Source organism: Nocardia sp. NPDC057353 (assembly GCF_042667085.1).
Taxonomy (GTDB): Bacteria; Actinomycetota; Actinomycetes; order Mycobacteriales; family Mycobacteriaceae; genus Nocardia.
The window spans coordinates 171,232-190,432 of record NZ_JBHVAK010000001.1 but is presented as its reverse complement, the minus strand read 5'-3'; the positions used below and the strand labels follow the sequence as shown (position 1 = coordinate 190,432).

Annotated in this window: 2 protein-coding genes (1 of these 2 cut by a window edge); both read right to left on the bottom strand. The window is 72.8% G+C overall.

The annotated features are described in order from the left end of the window. Nucleotides 1-12: 12 nt before the first annotated feature. Complete coding sequence (locus ACFUUZ_RS00725) at nucleotides 13-14,841, bottom strand: type I polyketide synthase (RefSeq protein WP_378690766.1); 14,829 nt, start codon at nucleotides 14,839-14,841, stop codon at nucleotides 13-15. After that, nucleotides 14,841-19,201, bottom strand: the end of a protein-coding gene (locus ACFUUZ_RS00720; protein ID WP_378690763.1) for a type I polyketide synthase. It continues 15,982 nt past the right edge of the window; 4,361 of the gene's 20,343 nt are visible here — the last part of the coding sequence; its start codon lies off the right edge, out of view; it ends in the stop codon at nucleotides 14,841-14,843. Before ACFUUZ_RS00720 ends, ACFUUZ_RS00725 begins: the two co-directional genes overlap by 1 nt.

Sequence of the window (19,201 nt, the reverse complement as noted above, 5' to 3'; positions counted from 1 at the left end):
GATCGCGCCCGCCTAGTCCTCGGAGATATTGAGGGTCTTGCTGATGAGACTGAACATTTCGTCGTCGTCGAGATCGGCGAGATCGCCCGTCGCCGACGCAGCCGCACCGTCGGTCCTGAGCTTCGCCACCCGCGCGCCCAGCGCCTTCAACCGCTGCGCGGCCGCCGATTCGCCGCCGCCGTCCGGCTCCTCCAGCCCGAGCCGGAGCAGCCGGTCGAGGCCCCGGTCGATGGCGTCGAACACCTCCGCGAGCTGCGATTCCCGGCTCGGCCGCAGCTGCTCCAGCAGGTGCAGCGCCAGCACCGTCGGCGTCGGCTGGTCGAAGACGAGGCTCGTCGGCAACCGCAGCCCGGTCGCGGTATCGAGCCGATTCCGGAGCTCGATGGCGGCCAGCGAGTCGAACCCCATCTCCAGGAAATTCCGGTTCGGATCCACCTCCGCGGGGCCGGCGAAGCCGAGCACCGGCGCGATGTGCGCGGCCACCAGATCGAGCAGGTATTTCCGCTGCTCGGGCTCGGCGAGCCCGGCCAGCCGCTCGACCGGAGGCACGTCACCCGGGTCGGGGCCGCCGGGGGTCGGTGCCCGCACCAGCTCCCGCAGCAGGGGATGCGTCGGCCCGTCGGGTCGCAGTGCCTCGCGCCCGACGCGCATCGGCAGCAGGCAGGCCTGCGGCTGTCCCACCGCGAGATCGAAGAGCGCGAGCCCCTGATCGGTGGAGAGCGCGTCCATCCGGTCGGCGCGGCCGTGATCGAGGTGGCCCGCCATGCCGCCGGTCTCGGCCCACAGCCCCCAGCCCAGCGCGGTCGCCGGTAGCCCCGCGCCGTGCCGGTGGCGGGCCAGGGCATCGAGGTAGGCGTTGGCCGCCGCGTAGTTCGCCTGCCCCGGATTGCCGAAGGTCGCCGCTGCCGAGGAGAACAGCACGAAGGCGGTGAGTGGGAGCTCGCGGGTGAGGTCGTGCAGATTCCATGCCCCGTCCACCTTCGGCGCCGCCACCGTCCGGATGCGCTCCGGCGTCAGCGCGTCGAGCACCCCGTCGTCCAGCACGCCCGCGGTGTGAATGACGGCGGTCAGCGGATGGCTCGCCGGGATGCCGCGCAGCAGCGCGGCCACCGACTCACGATCCGCGACATCGCAGGCGACGGCCTCGGCGTGCGCACCGGCGGCGGCAAGCTCCGCGACCAGCGCGGCGGTGCCGTCGCCGTCGGGGCCGCGCCTGCTCGCGAGCAGCAGCCGCGGCGCGCCCGCGCGGGCCAGGTGACGGGCGAGCGCGGCGGCGAGCACGCCGGTGCCTCCGGTGATGAGCACCGTCCCGGTCCACTCCGGCGGTTCGATGCCGTCCGGTACCCGGGCCCGGCGCAGCCGGGGGCTGTGCGGGGTGCCGCCGCGCAGCGCCAACTGCGGCTCCGGCCGTGCCAGAGCGCGTTCCAGCTCCCGGTCGTCGGGGTCGAGGTGGTCGACATCGATCAGGACGAACCGGTCCGGGTGTTCGGACTGCGCGGTGCGGACCAGCCCCCAGACCGCGGCGGCCGCCGGGTCCGGCGCGGCGTCGGTCTCGTCGATCGCGACCGCGTGCCTCGTGAGGACGGCGAGCCGGGCGGTGCCGTCGGCGGCCAGCCAGCGCTGCACGGCGTCGAGCGCGGTGGTCACCGCCGCGTGCACCGCGGCCGGTTCCGGGCCGCCGTGCGCGGTCAGGTCGAGCACGGCGGTGGCGGTGGCGGACGGCTCCGCGGGGACGGCCGGAATGCGGATCAGCGGGGAGCTGCCCGGCACGGCCGGGAGCGGCGTCCAGCAGACCGTGTAGAGATCGCGGGTACCGCGCGGTGGCGCGGCGACGGCGCGCAGGGTGAGCGAGTCGATCGAGAGCACCGGGGTGCCCGCGGTGTCGGTGGCGAGCAGCTCCAGGGTGTCGGCGCCGGTCGGACGCAGCCGCACCCGCAGCGCCTGCGCCCCGGTCCGCGCCACCGTGACCCCGCTCCAGGTGAAGGGCAGCCCGCCGGTGCCGATGCCGCCGTCCCGGGCGAGCGCGGTGAATCCGACGGCGTGCAGGGCCGCGTCGCCGAGCACGGGGTGCAGCCCGAAACCGGCGCCGTCGGGATCGGCAGCGGGCAGCGCGACATCGGCGAAGACCTCCGCACCGGCGCGATACACGCCGCGCAGCCCGCGGAAGGTAGGGCCGTAGTCGATACCGGCCAGCGCCAGCCGGTCGTAGAGCTCGGCGAAATCGACGGGCTCCGCGTCCTCGGGCGGCCACGGGGTCGCGGCGGAGGCCCGCACCTCGGCCGCGCTCGAGAGCCGTCCGGTGGCGTGGTGGGTCCACTCGCCTCGATCGGCGCGGGAGTAGACGTCCACCGCGCGGGTGTCCGCCGCGTCCGCCGGGCCGACCAGCACCTGGAGGTCGAGGCCGTCGTGGTCGAGGACGGCGGGGCTGTGCAGCACGAGCTCGTCGATCCGGCCGCATCCGGCCTCGGCGCCTGCGCGGCTCACCAGTTCGAGGAAGACGCTGCCCGGCAGCAGCACGGTCCCCAGCACGGTGTGCTCGGCCAGCCACGGCTGGCTCCGGGTCGAGAGCCGGCCGGTGAGCACGACCGTACCGCCGTCGGCGGTGCTGACCGCGGCCCCGAGCAGCGGGTGCGCGACTGGATCCAGCCCCGCGCCCGTGACATCGGCAGCGTGCGCCGCATCGGCCTCCAGCCAGTACCGCTGCCGTTGGAAAGCGTAGGTGGGCAGCGGAACCCGGTGGCCGGGGCGTACCGCGGACCAGTCCACCTGCACCCCGGCGGCGAAGATCCGCGCGACCCCGGTGAGCACCGCCTCCGGCTCGGTCGCGCCGCGCAGCAGCCCTACCGACACCTCGGCTCCCGTGGTCGTGTGGTGGGCGGCGAGCCCCGCCAGGCCGCCGTTCCCGAGCTCGACGAAGTACCCGACGCCCCGCTCCGCGAGCCCGGCCAGCGCCCGGGAGAACCGCACGGTCTCGCGCACATGGCGCACCCAGTACTCCGGGGAGGTCGCCTGCTCGGCGGTGAGCGGCTCGCCGGTGCTGTCCGAGATCACCGGGATCCGCGGCGGATGCAATTCGACGGTCTCGAGCACCGCGCGGAAGTCGTCCAGGACCGAGTCCATCTGCGGCGAGTGGAAGGCGTGCGAGACCGCCAGCTCTCTGACCCGGTGCCCGGCGGCCATCCAGTGCTCGGTGAGCGCCGCGACGGCGTCCGGATCACCGGAGATCACCGTGGCGTCGGGGGCATTCACCGCGGCGATCCCGATCCGTTGCGGCGCGTCGGCCCCGAGCACCGCGGTGAGCGAGTCCAGCACTTCCTGCTCTCCGGCGCGGATGGCGGCCATGGCGCCGCGGGGCAGCTGCTGCATCAGGCGCCCGCGCTCGGCCACCACCCGCGCCGCGTCGCCGAGCGACATGACCCCGGCCACATGCGCGGCGGCCAGCCCGCCGATCGAGTGCCCGAGCAGGTGACCGAGGGTGACGGACCAGGATTCGAGCAGCTCGAACAGCGCCACCTGCACGGCGAAGAGCGCCGCCTGGGTGTAGCGGGTCTCGTCCAGCAACGCCGCCTCCGGCGTACCCGGCTCGGCGAACAGCACCGTGCGCAGCGGGCGCGGCAGCCATTCGTCCAGTGCCGCGCAGACGGTGTCCAGCGCCGCGGCGAACACCGGGAAGGCGGCGGCGAGTTCGCGCCCCATCCCCGGCCGCTGCGAGCCCTGCCCCGCGAACAGCAGGGCGAGGCCGGGCCGCGCACCGGAATCGGTGGCGAGCACGGCCCCGGACACCACGCCGGGGTGCGGGGCCCCGGCGGCCGCGGCGTCCAGGCCGGCCAGGAGCGTATCGCGGTCCCGGCCGAGCACCACGATCCGGTTCTCGAACACCGATCGCGAGGTCACCGACGACCAGCCGATATCGACGGGCCGCAGCTCCGGGCGCGCCCGCACCCAGGCCGCCAGCCGCCCGGCCTGGCCCGCCGCGGCGTCCCGGCCCCGCCCCGACACCACCCAGGCCACCGGCCCCTCGGCGGCGGCGACCGGCTCCGGTGCCGCGAGCTCGGGCGCCTGCTCCAGGATCAGGTGCGCGTTCGTGCCGCTGATCCCGAAGGACGACACCGCCGCCCGCCGCGGGCGCTCGGCGTCAGGCCAGTCCCGCGCGGAGGTCAGCAGCTCGACCGCCCCGGACGCCCAGTCCACGTGCGGCGTCGGCTCGTCCACGTGCAGGGTCGCGGGCAGCACCCCGTGCCGCATGGCCATCACCATCTTGATGACACCCGCGACCCCGGCCGCGGCCTGGGTGTGACCGATATTCGATTTGATCGAACCGAGCCACAGCGGCTCGGTGCGGTGCCGGCCGTAGGTGGCCAGCAGCGCCTGGGCCTCGATGGGGTCACCGAGCGCGGTGCCGGTGCCGTGCGCCTCCACCACGTCCACCTCGGCGGTGGTCAAGCCGGCGGCGTCGAGTGCGCGGCGGATCACCCGCTGCTGAGCCGGGCCGTTCGGCGCGGTCAGGCCATTCGAGGCGCCGTCCTGATTCACCGCACTCCCGCGCAGCACCGCCAGCACCGGATGCCCGTTGGCGATGGCATCGGAGAGCCGCTCCAGCACGACGACACCCACGCCTTCACTCCACCCCGTCCCATCGGCGGCACCCGCGAAGGACTTGCACCGGCCATCCGCGGCCAGCCCCCGCTGACGGCTGAAATCCACGAAGGTTCCCGGCGTCGCCATCACCGTCACCCCGCCGGCCAAGGCCATCGAGCACTCCCCCGACCGCAGCGCCTGCCCGGCCCAGTGCAATGCCACCAGCGACGACGAGCACGCGGTGTCCACCGTCACCGCCGGACCCTCCAGCCCGAGCGCATAGGCCACGCGGCCCGAGACGACGCTGCCCGCGTTGCCGGTGCCCATGTACCCCTCGACACCGTCCGGGACGGCCGTCAACCTGGTGACGTAGTCGTGGTACATCAGCCCGGCGAAGACGCCGGTATCGCTGCCCCGCAGTGACTTCGGGTCGATCCCCGCGTTCTCCAGCGCCTCCCAGCCGGTCTCCAGCAGCAGCCGCTGCTGCGGGTCCATCGCCAGCGCCTCGCGGGGGGAGATTCCGAAGAAGCCCGCGTCGAACTCCCCGGCCTCGTGCAGGAAACCGCCCTCCCGCGCGTAGGAGGTGCCGCGGTTGCCGGGATCCGGGTGGTAGAGGGCGTCGATATCCCAGCCGCGATCGCCCGGGAACAGCGTGATGCCCTCCCGGCCCTCGGCGACCAGCTGCCACAGCTCGTCCGGGTTGGTGATACCGCCCGGATACCGGCAGGCCATCCCCACCACCGCGAGCGGCTCGTCCGAGCCCACCGGGGCCGCCGCCGCGCGGACGGCTTCGTTCCGGCCGAGGAGTTCGCCGAGCAGGTGCTCGGCGATGGCGGCCGGGGTCGGGTAGTCGAAGGTCAGGGTGGCGGGGAGCCGCAGCCCGGTGGCCGCGCCGAGCCGGTTGCGCAGCTCGACCGCGGTCAGCGAGTCGAAGCCGATCTCGCGCAGCGCCCGATCTTCGTCGATCCGGCCCGCGGTACTGTGCCCCAGCGTGCTCGCGATCTGCGTACGTACCAGCTCGAGCACGGTGCCGCGCTGCTCGTCCGGCGCGGCCCCGCGCAGCCGCCGGACGAGCGTATCCGGTTCGGCCGCGGCGGTTCCGGCGTTCCGGCGGGTGCGGATCAGGTCGCGGAGCAGCGGCGGCACCGGTGCGGCGAGATCGTCCCGGCCGGTGAGCCGCAGCCGGATGGGGAGGACGGCGGGCCGCCCGGCCACCAGCGCGGCATCGAACAGCGCGGTGCCCTGCTCGTTGGAGAGCGCGGCGACGCCACCGCGGCGCATGCGGCTGCGGTCGACCTCGCTCAGCCCGCCGGTCAGCCCGCTCGCCTCGGCCCACAGCCCCCAGCCGAGCGATACCGCGGGCAGCCCGCGATGGCGCCGGTGCGCGGCCAGCCCGTCCAGGAAGGCATTGGCCGCCGCGTAGTTCGCCTGCCCCGCGTTCCCGAAGGTGCCGGAGGCCGAGGAGAAGAGCACGAAGGCCGAGAGCGGGAGCCCAGCGGTCAGCTCGTGCAGGTGGCGGGCGCCGTCGACCTTCGGGGCGAGGACGGTGCGCAGTTGCCGGGGGGTGAGCGATTCGAGGGTGCCGTCGTCGACGATGCCCGCGGCGTGCACCACGGCGGAGAGCGGACGCTCCGGCGGGATGGCGTCGAGCAGCCGGGCCACCGCGCCCCGGTCGGCTATGTCGCAGGCGACGACCTCGACGTCGGCGCCGAGGCCCCGGAGTTCGGTGCGGAACTCCGGGACCCCCGGTGCGTCCTCGCCGCGGCGGCCGGTGAGCAGGAAGTGCCGGGCGCCCTGCTCCGCCAGGTGCCGGACGATCACCCGGCCGAGGGCGCCGCTGCCACCGGTCACGAGGATCGTCCCGGCCTCGTCCCAGCGCACGGCCTGCTGCTCGGCGGCGGGTTGCGCCCGGTGCAGCCGCGGCACGTGCAGAACATCGCCGCGCAGCGCGACCTGGGGTTCGCCGCAGGCGAGCACGGCGGCGAGCGTCGGCGGGTCGAGCTGTTGCCGGTCGGCGTCCAGCAGGATCAGCCGATCCGGGTGCTCGGACTGCGCGGTGCGCACCAGCCCCCAGACCGCCGCGCCCGCCGGGCTCTGCACGTCGTCGTCCGGGCCGACGGCCACCGCGCCGGCGGTGCCGATCACCAGCCGGGCGGAGCTGTCCGCCTCGGTCAGCCAGGCTCGCAGCACATCGAGGACGTGCTGCACGGTGTCGGCGACATCGCCCGCGGTAACGGGGAGTACGGCATTGCCCGGACCGATCTGCTCGAGCCCGGACAGCTCGGTCCACGTCCCGACCTCCCGGGGCGCTTCGGCGACGGCGGCCACCCAGTCGAGGACGAACAGATCGTCCGCCCTGGCCGGGTGCGGCCGCCCGAGCAGCTCCCCGGCTACCGGGCGCAGGGTCAGCGATTCGATATCGAGCACCGGCACGCCGCCCGGGTCGGCGGCGGTGACGGCAATGGCCCCGTCCGCCCGGCGGGTCACCCGGACCCGTAGCTCGGCGGCCGCGTTGGCGTGCAGCGACACCCCCGCCCAGGCGAACGGCATTCCGCCGCCGGTGTGCTCGGTGTCGAAGAGCGAGATGGCGTGCAGCGCCGCGTCCGAGACGGCGGGGTGCAGGGCGTAGTCCGCGGCGGCGGTCCGATCCTGCTGCGGCAGCGCGACATCGGCGAAGATGTCGTCGCCGCGCCGCCAGGCTCGGCGGAGGCCGCGGAATACCGGGCCGTAGTCGAAGCCGAGATCGTGCAGCCCCGCGTAGAAGCCGGTCAGCTCCAGCGGTTCCGCACCGGTCGGCGGCCAGGTCGCGAACTCGGGGTCGCCGCTCCCGGCCGGGCGCACCGCGCCGAGGATGCCGCTCGCGTGCCGGATCCAGTTGTCCTCGCAGGCGGCGGTATCGGCGGGGTCGCGGGAGTAGATGTCGACGGCCCGCAGCCCGGCCTCCTGCTCCCCGCCGACGATCACCCGGAGATCCCGCCCGGCACCGGCGTCGGGGAGCACCAGCGGAACGTGCAGCACGAGCTCCTCCAGCCCGGCCGCGCCCACCCGATCCCCGGCCTGCACCGCCAGTTCGACGAAGGCCGTGCCGGGCAGGAGCACCGTGTCCATCACCGCGTGATCGGCCAGCCACGGGAGGGTGCTCAGGGAGAGGTGGCCGGTCAGGACGGTGACCCCGGTCTCGGGGATGCCGATGACGGCGCCGAGCATGGGATGGGCCGCCGGGCCGAGGCCGAGGGCGGCGGGGCCGGTTCGAGTCGAGGTCAGCCAGTAGTTCTCGTGCTGGAAGGCATAGGTGGGCAGCGGCACTCGGTGACCGGGTTTGACCGCGGACCAGTCGACGTCGACGCCCGCGGTGAACGCGCGGGCCACGCCTTCCAGGAGTTCGCGTTCGCCGCGCAACAGCTTCATCACATCGAGGTGATGGGTATCGGCCAGGACATCGAGCGCCTTCGAGAACTGGACCGTCTCCCGCACATGCGACACCCAGTACTCGACCGAGGTCGCCTGCTCGACGGTCAACAGCTCACCGGTACGGTCCGACACCACCGGAATACGCGGCGGCGACAACTCGACACCCTCGAGTACCCGGGCGAAATCCCCCAGCACGGCATCCATGTGCGCGGAATGGAACGCATGCGAGACCGCCAACCGCTTGGTCCGCCCCCACCTCGCGGCCACCGCCAGGACAACGTCCTCATCACCCGAGATCACCACGGCATCGACGGCATTGACCGCCGCGACCGACACACCCGGCACCAACGATTCACGAACTTCTCGCTCACCCGCGCGAATGGAGACCATCGCACCACCGGGAAGCCGCTGCATCAAACGGCCACGCTCGGCCACCACCCGCGCAGCATCCGGCAGCGAAAGAACCCCCGCCACATGCGCCGCCGCCAGGCCGCCGATCGAATGCCCGAGCACATAATCGGGGATGACCGACCAGGATTCGAGCAGCCGGAACAACGCGACCTCGACCGCGAACAGCGCCTGCTGAGTGTAGCGGGTCTCGTTCAACAGCTCGGGATCGTCGTCGATCACGTCCCGCAGCGATTCGTCCAGATACCCGCACACCTCGTCCAGGGCTGCGGCGAACACCGGGAACGCTGCCGCGAGCTCACGACCCATACCGACCCACTGCGAACCCTGCCCGCCGAAGATCACGCTCAGCCCACCCGCACGCCGCCCGGGAACCACACCCGCCTCCAGCGCCGCCAGCAACTCGCCGCGACCGCTCCCGACCACCACCGCACGGTCCTCCAACACCGCACGGGTCCGCGCCAGCGACCACCCGATATCGACAGGGTCCAGCTCCGGATGCTCCCGCACCCACTGCGCCAACCGCTTCCCCTGCGCGGCAAGCGCTTCCGACCCACGCGCGGACAACGCCCACGCCACCGGCCCCTCGGCGACCAGCGGCTCGGGCTCGGCACTATCAGGCGCCTCCTCGAGGATCACGTGCGCGTTCGTGCCGCTGATCCCGAACGAGGAGACCCCCGCCCGCCGCGGACGACCATCAACAGGCCACTCCCGCGCGCTGGTGAGCAACTCGACCGCCCCCGACGACCAATCCACGTGCGGCGTCGGCTCCTCGACGTGCAACGTCGGCGGCATGACCCCGTGCCGCAGCGCCATCACCATCTTGATCACCCCCGCAACCCCGGCCGCGGCCTGAGTGTGGCCGATATTCGACTTCACCGACCCCAACCACAACGGCTCCGAACGGTCCTGCCCGTAGGTCGCCAGCAGCGCCTGCGCCTCGATGGGATCACCGAGCGCGGTCCCGGTGCCGTGCGCCTCGACCACATCCACCTCGGCGCTGGTCACACCGGCGGCGTCCAGCGCCCGGCGGATCACCCGCTGCTGGGACGGCCCGTTCGGCGCGGTCAACCCATTGGAAGCGCCGTCCTGGTTCACCGCGCTGCCGCGCAGCACCGCGAGCACCGAATGGCCGTTCGCCTGCGCGTCCGAGAGCCGCTCCAGGACGAGCACACCAACGCCCTCGGCGGGGCCGAACCCGTCGGCGGCCGCGCCGAACGCCTTGCAGCGCCCGTCCTCGGCGAGCCCGCGCTGGCGGGAGAACTCCACGAACCCGGACGGCGTCGCCATCACGGTCACGCCACCGGCCAGCGCCATCGAGCACTCGCCGGAGCGCAGCGCCTGCGCGGCCATGTGCATGGCCACCAGCGAGGACGAGCAGGCGGTGTCCAGCGTGACGGCGGGCCCCTCCAGTCCGAAGAGGTAGGCGATCCGCCCCGAGACCACGCTCGCGGAGCTGCCGGTGCCGACGAACCCTTCGACGCCGTCGGGCAGGGTGTCGATGCCGGACAGATAGTCGTGGTAGCTCAGACCGGTGAAGACGCCGGTATCGCTGCCGCGCAGGGTCGTCGGGTCGATTCCGGCGTGCTCGAGTGCCTCCCAGCTCGTCTCCAACAGCAGCCGCTGCTGCGGGTCCATGGCGAGCGCCTCGCGCGGGGAGATGCCGAAGAAGGCGGCATCGAATCGTCCCGCGTCGTGCAGGAATCCGCCCGCACGGGCGTAGGTGGTGCCGCGACTGTCGGGATCCGGGTCGTAGAGGGCGTCGAGATCCCAACCGCGATCGGCCGGGAAGGGGGTGATGGCGTCGCCGCCGTCCAGGATCAGCCGCCACAGCTCGTCCGGGGAGCCGACCCCGCCGGGGTACCGGCAGGCCATGCCGACGACGGCCAGCGGCTCCCCCGGCTCGCCGGCGCGGGTGATCGGTGGGTCCGCAGCCGCGGCGCCGAAGAGTTCACCGAGGATGTGGTCGGTAACGGCGTCGGCGGTCGGGTAGTCGAACACCAGGGTGGCGGGCAGCGGAACGGCGGTGGCGGCACCCAGCCGGTTGCGGAGTTCGACCGCGGTCAGCGAGTCGAAACCGAGGTCGCGGAAGGCGCGGCCTACCTCGATGCGTTCCGCTCCGGTGTGCCCGAGCACGGTCGCGACCGTGCGCCGGACCAGTTCGAGCACGGTGGCGCGTTGCTCGGCCGCAGAGCTGCCCGCGAGCTGCCGGGCCAGGTCGTGGCGGCCCGCCCGGGGTGCGCCGAGCTCCGCGATCCGGTCACCGAGGCCGGGGATGTCATCGTAGAGGTGGTTGCGCCGCTCGGCATTGTTGGCGACCCAGAACTTCTGCCAGTCGATATCCGCGATGAGCACGGCGGGTTCGTCGGCGGCGAGCGCGGTCTCCCAGGCGAGCAGTGCGTCCGGGACCGCCATGGGCGGGACGCCGTGCCGGATGAAGCGGTCGATGGTCGGCTGCCGCGCCATGCCGTCGCCCGCCCAGGCGCCCCAGGCGACCGCGGTGGCGGGCAGCCCGCGGGCGCGCCGGTACTGGGCAAGGGCATCGAGGTAGGCATTGGCCGGGGCGTAGTTCCCCTGGCCGGGCGAGCCGACGACGCCGCCGAACGACGAGAAGAGGACGAATTTCCGCAGCGGCTGCTCCGCGGTCAGCTCGTGCAGGTTCCACGCGCCCGTCACCTTCGCGCCCAGCGGTGTCTCCATGCGGGCCGGGTGCAGCGCGTCCAGCAGGTCGTCATCGAGCGCGCCCGCCGCGTGGATCACCGCCGTCAGCGGGAATTCGACCGGGATATCCGCGAGGACACCGGCCAGCGCGGTGCGGTCGGCCACGTCGCAGGCCACGACGTCGGCCCGGCAGCCGGTGGCCCGCAGCTCGTCCAGCAGCGGTTCGATCCCGGGCGTCGCCTGCCCGCGGCGGCCGAGCAGCAGCAACCGAGCGGCGCCGCGCCGCGCGGCCCAGCGTGCGATGTGCGCGCCGAGCGCCCCGGTGCCGCCGGTGACGAGCACCGTGCCACCGGCCCAGTCATCATCGTGTGCCGTGGCACTCACCGGCAGCGCGGGCACCAGCCGCCGCACCCGGACGCCCGTGGGGCGCAGCGCCAGCTGGTCCTCGCCGTCGTCGGCGGCAAGTGCCGCGCAGACCGCCGCCCACTCGGCGGCGCCGGGGTCGGGCGGCAGGTCGAGCAGCCCACCCCAGCGCTCCGGATGCTCGAGCGCGGCGATCCGGCCGATTCCCCAGACCAGCGCCTGGGTGGGGTTGCGCAACTCGTCCCCGTGCCCGGTGGCGACGGCGCCCCGGGTGAGGCACCACAGCGGAGCGTCGATTCCGGCGGCACCGAGCGCCTGCAGCAGGCTCACGGTGCCTGCCAGCCCGGTCGGGACCGTCGGATAGCGCGGATGCGGCTGCTCCGCCAGGCCGAGCAGCGAGACGACGCCGGAGCAGGGACCGGTGAGGGACGGAGTCCAGGTGGCACGCGCACCGATCTCCGCGCCGTCGGGGCGGATGATCCTGGCGGTGGCGCCCGCGTGCTCGAGGGCGGTCGCGAGCGCCTCGGCGTGCGGGTCCTCGTCGGCGGCGACGACGAGCCAGGTTCCGGTCGGTGCGGCCACCGGCCGGGCCGGACGCGGTGTCCAGGTGACGTGGTAGCGCCAGGAGGCGACGCGGCCGCGGATTTGCTTGCGGTCGCGCCAGGCGAGCAGGTCGGGCAGGACCGCTTCCCAGGACTCGGGGGCGGTGGAGGTGGCGAGCGCGGGGATATCGCCCTGCTCGACCCGGTGCCAGAACTCGGCGTCGACGGTTTCGGTGGCGGGTTCGACCCAGTAGTTCCGGTGCTGGAAGGCGTAGGTGGGCAGCGGGATGCGGCGGCCCGCCGTGTCCCAGTCGATCGGGGTGCCGGTGACGAACAGTTCCGCCGCCGCGAGCAGGAACTGGCGCTGCTCGGGCTGATCGCGGCGCAGCGTGCCGACGGTGACCGTGCCGGACAGTACGGGGTGCGGGGAGACCTCCACGAGTCTGGTGAGACCGTCTTCTCGCGCGGCGGTGACCGCGCCGTGGAAATCGACCGTGGTGCGCAGGTTCTCGTACCAGTAGGCGGCATCCATCGTCGTGGTGTCGAGGACGCCCGCGGTGACCGTGGAGTACAGCGGCACCCGCGACCGCGCCGGTGCGAGACCGGCGAGCTGCCGGGCCAGTTCTTCGCGCAGGGTCTCCACCGCCGGGGAGTGCGAAGCGTAATCGACCGGGAGCCAACGGGTCCGGACGTCGTCGCCCAGCTCGTCCACGACCTGCTGCAAGGCTTCGATCGTGCCCGAAAGAACGACAGAATCGGGGCCGTTGATCGCCGCGACGGAGACGCCGGGATGTTCCGACACCGGAGCGGCGACCGACAGCATGGTTCCGCTGCCGCTCAGGGAACGCAGCGCGGCACTGCGCAGCGCCACCACCCTGGCACCGTCCTCGAGGCTCAGCGCGCCTGCGACGACGGCGGCGGCGATCTCGCCCTGCGAGTGGCCGATCACCGCGGCGGGACGCACACCCCGCGAATCCCAGACAGCGGCGAGGGACACCATGACCGCCCACAGCACCGGCTGCACGACATCCACCCGCGCCAGCGCGTCCTCCTCGGACAGAACGTCACGCAGAGACCAGGAAACATGGGGCGCGAGCGCCGCTTCGCACTCTCCCATTCGTGCCGCGAATACCGGGGACGATGCCAGCAGCTCACGGCCCATCCCGACCCACTGACCACCCTGGCCGGGAAATACGAACACCACACCGGACTCCGGACCCGCCGTACCGGTCACCACGCCGGGATGCGGGAACCCCTGTGCCGCGCCGTCGAGCCCCGCCAGCAGTTCGTCGCGGTCCGCACCGACCACCACCACGCGGTCCTCGAACACCGACCGCGTCGCCACCAGCGAGCCCGCCACATCCACCGGCAGCAGCTCCGGACGCTCCCGCACCCACTCCGCCAACCGGCCCGCCTGCGCCGCGACAGCATCCCGGCCCCGGCCCGAAACCACCCACGCCACCGGCCCGTGAGCCTCGACCGGCTCGACCTCGTCGGCCTCCGGCGCCTGCTCCAGAATCACGTGCGCATTGGTCCCACTGATCCCGAACGACGAGACGGCGGCCCGGCGCGGACGCTCGCGCTCCGGCCAGTCCCGCGCCTCGGTCAGCAGCTCGACCGCGCCCGACGCCCAATCCACCTGTGGCGTCGGCTCGTCCACGTGCAGCGTCGCGGGCATCACCCCGTGCCGCAATGCCTGCACCATCTTGATGACACCGGCGACACCGGCGGCGGCCTGGGTGTGGCCGATATTCGACTTGATCGACCCCAGCCGCAGCGGCTCGGTGCGGTCCTGCCCGTAGGTGGCCAGCAGCGCCTGCGCCTCGATGGGGTCACCGAGGGAGGTACCGGTGCCGTGCGCCTCGACGAGATCGACATCGGCGACGTCCAGCCCGGCGGCGGTCAGCGCCTGTCGGATCACCCGCTGCTGGGCCGGGCCGTTCGGCGCGGTCAGGCCACTGGAGGCGCCGTCCTGGTTCACCGCACCGGCCTTGACCACCGCGAGCACCCGGTGGTTCTTCGCCCGCGCGTCCGAGAGACGTTCCAGTACGAGGATGCCGACACCCTCGCCCCAGCCGGTGCCGTCGGCGGCGCCGGCGAAGGATTTGCACCGGCCGTCTGCGGCCAGCCCGCGCTGCCGGGTGAACTCCACGAATCCGGTCGGAGTGGCCATCACCGCCACCCCGCCGACCAGCGCCAGCGAGCACTCCTCCGCGCGCAGCGCGTGCCCGGCCAGGTGCAGCGCGACCAGCGACGACGAGCAGGCGGTGTCGACGGTCACCGCGGGCCCCTCCAACCCCAACGTGTACGCCACCCGCCCGGAGAGCACGCTGCCCGCGGTGCCGGTGAGCAGGTAGCCGTCGGACCGCGCCGCTGAGCCCTGCGCCACGATCCCGTAGTCCTGCGCATTGCTGCCGATGTAGACACCGGTATTGCTACCGTGCAATGTCTTCGGGTCGATGTGGGCGTCCTCGAGCGCCTCCCAACTCGTCTCCAGCAGCAGCCGCTGCTGCGGGTCCATGCCGAGCGCCTCGCGCGGGGAGATGCCGAAGAAGTCGGCGTCGAACTCGCCCGCGTCGTGCAGGAATCCCCCTTCGCGGGTGGCGGAGGTCCCGGGATTGTCCGGGTCCTGGTCGTAGAGCCCGGCCAGATCCCAGCCGCGGCCCGCCGGGAATCCGGTGATCGCGTCCGCACCGCGCAGCACCAGCTGCCACAGCTCTTCCGGATTCCGCACCCCGCCGGGCAACCGGCACGCCATGCCGACGATGGCGAGCGGCTCGCCCGAGCGGCCCTCCAGTTCACTGATGCGGCGGCGGCTGTTCTCCAGCTGCGCGACGGTCAGCTTGAGGTAGTCGAACATCTTCTGATCAGTGGACATTACGCATCCTCCTCGTTCGGAGCCGAGGCATCCGCTGATCCGAGACCCAGGGTGTCGTCGATGAGCTTGAACATGTCGTCCGGCGTGAACTCTCGGAACCGGTCCGGGTTCGCGTTCGCATCCGGCCGTCCGTTCAGCAGCGGATCGATCCGGCGTTTCACCAGCAGGCGCACATCGTCGGTGGCGGATTCCCGGGACAGGATCGCCTCGAGACGCTCCAGGGCGGCGGCCAACCCGGCATCCACGTCGAAGAGCTGGTCGTGCAGGTGCTCCGCGACCGCGGCCACCGTGGGGTAGTCGAAAAGCAGGGTGGACGGCAGCGCGAGCCCGGTGACCACGCCGAGCCGGTTCCGGAATTCGACCGCGAGCAGCGAGTCGAAACCGGAGTCCAGGAAGCCGCGCGTCGTCGGCACCGCGGCGGAACTCGCGTGGCCGAGAACGCCTGCCGCCTCGGAACGGACGAGCTCGAGCAGGTGTTTGCGCTGCTCGGCCTCGCTCAGCTCGGCCAACCGATCCACCAGCGCCGGGTGCCCGGCACCGCCCGGATCCGGCTCCGCCGCCGCGAGCAGCGCCGCTACCTGCGGTAGGTCGCCGAGCAGCGGGCGCTGCCTGGCATCGGCGTAGGCGGGGTAGAACCGGGACCAGTTCATATCGGCCACGGTGATCGCGGTGTCGCCGAGCTCGAGCGCCCGGTGCAGCGCGCGCACGGCGGCGTCCGGGGGCAGCAGGATCAGCCCGCGCCGGTCCAGCTGTTCACTGGCCGCCCGGTCGACCATGCCGCCCGCCGCCCACGGCCCCCATGCGACGGCGGTGGTCGGCGCGCCGGTGGCCGCCCGGTGCTCGGCGAGGGCGTCGAGGTAAGCATTGGCCGCCGAGTAGGCGCCCTGCCCGCCACCGCCCCAGATGCCCGCGGCCGAGGAGAAGAGCACCAGCCGCACCGGGTTCGGCAGCGCGGCGAGCACCCGGTGCAGCACCAGCGCTCCGCCTACCTTGGCCGCCGTCACCGCGGCCAGCCCGGCGGTGTCCAGATCGGCAACGGCGCTCCGCGTGCTGACACCCGCCGTGTGCACGACGGTGGTGAGCGGGTGCTCGTCCGGAATCGCGGCGATGATCCCCGCCACTGCATCGTGGTCGGTGATGTCGCAGGCCACCGCCGCGATCTCGGTTGCCGACGGACGCAGTTCGGCTATCAGCTCACCGGCTCCGGGAGTGTCCGGGCCGCGCCGGGAGAGCAGCAGGATCCGGCTCGCGCCCTGAGCGGCGGCCCAGCGGGCCACGTGTGCGCCCAGCGCACCGGTGCCGCCGGTGATGAGGACCGTGCCGCCCGCGACCGGAACCACTCCCGGCAGCGCGCCGTTCGCGGGTGCGGGGAGCAGGCGACGCAGGAACACCCCCGTCGGGCGGATCGCGACCTGATCCTCACCGGTCGTGCCCGAGAGGACCGCGCAGAGCGCGCGTTCGGCGTCGGCGTCGACATCCGGGGGCAGGTCGATGAGCCCGCCCCAGCGTGCGGGGTGCTCCAGCCCGGCGACGCGGCCGAGGCCCCACACCATCGCCTGAGCGGGCGCGGTCAGCTCGTCGCCCGCGCCGGTCGAGACCGCGCCGCGGGTCACCGACCACAGCGGTGCGCCCGCTTCCTTCCTGCTCAGCGTCTGGATGAGGCGCACCGTCCGCGCGAGCCCGGGGGTAACCCCGGTGGAATCCGGCAGGTCGAGCAGGCCGAGCAGGGACAGCACGCCGGTGAACGGTGCCGCCGTGCCGGGAAGTTCGTCCGGGGCGTCGGTGACGACGATCGTGGCGCCGCGCGCGGTGAGCGCGCGAGCGCACGCCGCGGTGAGCTCATCGAGGCCGGAGGCGGTGACGATCAGCCAGGTGCCGGTGAGCACGCCGGTGCCGAGCGGTTCGGTCGCGGACTTCCAGGTGATGCGGTAGCGCCAGGAGTCGAGCTGCGCGTGCGCGCGGCGGGAGGAGCGCCAGGCCGCGAGGGCATCGCGCACCGGGGTCAGGGTGTCGTCGTCCCCCGACTCGATCAGCTGCCAGAATGCGGTGTCGTCCGTGGTGGATTCGAGCCAGTAGCGTTCGTGCTGGAAGGCATAGGTGGGCAACGGCACTCGACGTCCTGGCTTCACCACGGACCAGTCCACATCGGTGCCTGCCGTGAACGCGCGGGCCACGCCTTCCAGGAGCTCGCGCTCGCCGCGCAACAGCTTCATCACATCGAGGTGATGGGTATCGGCCAGGACATCGAGCGCCTTCGAGAACTGGACCGTCTCCCGCACATGGGACACCCAGTACTCGACCGAGGTCGCCTGCTCGACGGTCAACAACTCACCGGTACGGTCCGACACCACCGGAATACGCGGCGGCAACAACTCGACACCCTCGAGTACCCGGGCGAAATCCCCCAGCACGGCGTCCATGTGCGCGGAATGGAACGCATGCGAGACCGCCAACCGCTTGGTCCGCCCCCACCTCGCGGCCACCGCCAGGACAGCGTCCTCATCACCCGAGATCACCACGGCATCGACGGCATTGACCGCCGCGATCGACACACCCGGCACCAACGATCCACGAACTTCTCGCTCACCCGCGCGAATGGAGACCATCGCACCACCGGGAAGCCGCTGCATCAAACGGCCACGCTCGGCCACCACCCGCGCAGCATCCGGCAGCGAAAGAACCCCCGCCACATGCGCCGCCGCCAGGCCGCCGATCGAATGCCCGAGCACGTAATCGGGGGTGATCGACCAGGATTCGAGCAGCCGGAACAACGCGACCTCGACCGCGAACAACGCCTGCTGGGTATAACGGGTCTCGTTCAACAGCACCGGATCGTCGTCGATCACCCCCCGCAACGACTCGTCCAGATACCCGCACACCTCGTCCAAGGCTTCCGCGAACACCGGAAACGCCGCCGCGAGCTCACGACCCATACCGACCCACTGCGAACCCTGCCCGCCGAAGATCACGCTCAGCCCACCCGCCTTCCGGCCGGCGACCACGCCCGCCGCCAGCGCGGCGAGCAGTTCGTCGCGATCACGCCCGACCACTACCGCACGGTCTTCGAACACCGACCGGGTCGAGAGCGACCAGCCGATATCGACTGGGTCCAACTCGGGGTGCTCGCGTACCCAGGAAGCCAGCCGCTTCCCCTGCGCGACCAGTGCTTCCGGCCCACGCGCGGACAACGCCCACGCCACCGGCCCCTCGGCGACCAGCGGCTCGGGCTCGGCACTATCGGGCGCCTGCTCCAGAATCACGTGCGCATTCGTGCCGCTGATCCCGAACGAGGAGACCCCCGCGCGCCGCGGATGGCCGTTGACCGGCCACTCCCGCGCACTCCGCAGCAGCGAGACCGCACCCGACGACCAATCCACATGCGGCGTCGGCTCGTCCACGTGCAGCGTCGCGGGCAGCACCTCGTGCCGCAGCGCCATGATCATCTTGATCACCCCGGCGACCCCGGCCGCGGCCTGCGTATGCCCGATATTGGACTTGATCGACCCCAGCCACAACGGCTCGTCGCGGTCCTGCCCGTAGGTGGCGATGAGCGCCTGCGCCTCGATGGGATCACCGAGCGCGGTCCCCGTACCATGCGCCTCGACCACATCCACCTCGGAAGGACGCAACCCGCCCGACGCGAGGGCCTGCCGGATCACCCGCTGCTGAGCCGGCCCGTTCGGCGCCGTCAACCCGTTCGACGCACCGTCCTGATTCACCGCGCTACCACGCAGGACCGCCAGTACCGGATGACCCTTGGCCCGCGCGTCCGACAGCCGCTCCAGCACCAACACACCCACACCCTCGGCCGGGCCGAAACCGTCCGCGGCGGCATCGAAGGCCTTGCACCGGCCATCGGCCGCGAGCCCCTGCTGCCTGCTGAAATCCACGAAGGTACTCGGGGTTGCCATGACCGTCACGCCACCGGCCAGCGCGAGTGAGCATTCGCCGCCGCGCAGCGCCTGTGCCGCCAGATGGGTGGCGACCAGGGACGACGAGCACGCGGTATCGATCGTCATGGCCGGGCCCTGCAAGCCGAGCACATACGACAACCGGCCCGACACCACACTCGCCGAACTACCGGTCCCGAGCAGCCCCTCCAGACCCTCGGGTACGCTCCGCAACCGGGACGCGTGATCGTGATAGGTCACCCCTGCGAAGACCCCGGTATCACTGTCGCGCAATGATTTCGGGTTCACTCCGGCGCTCTCCAGCGCTTCCCAGGCGACCTCGAGCATCAAACGCTGCTGCGGATCCATCGCCAGCGCCTCGCGCGGGGAGATCCCGAAGAACCCGGCATCGAAATCGCCCGCGTCGTGCAGGAACCCGCCCTCGCGCGAGTACGAGGTGCCGACGCCTG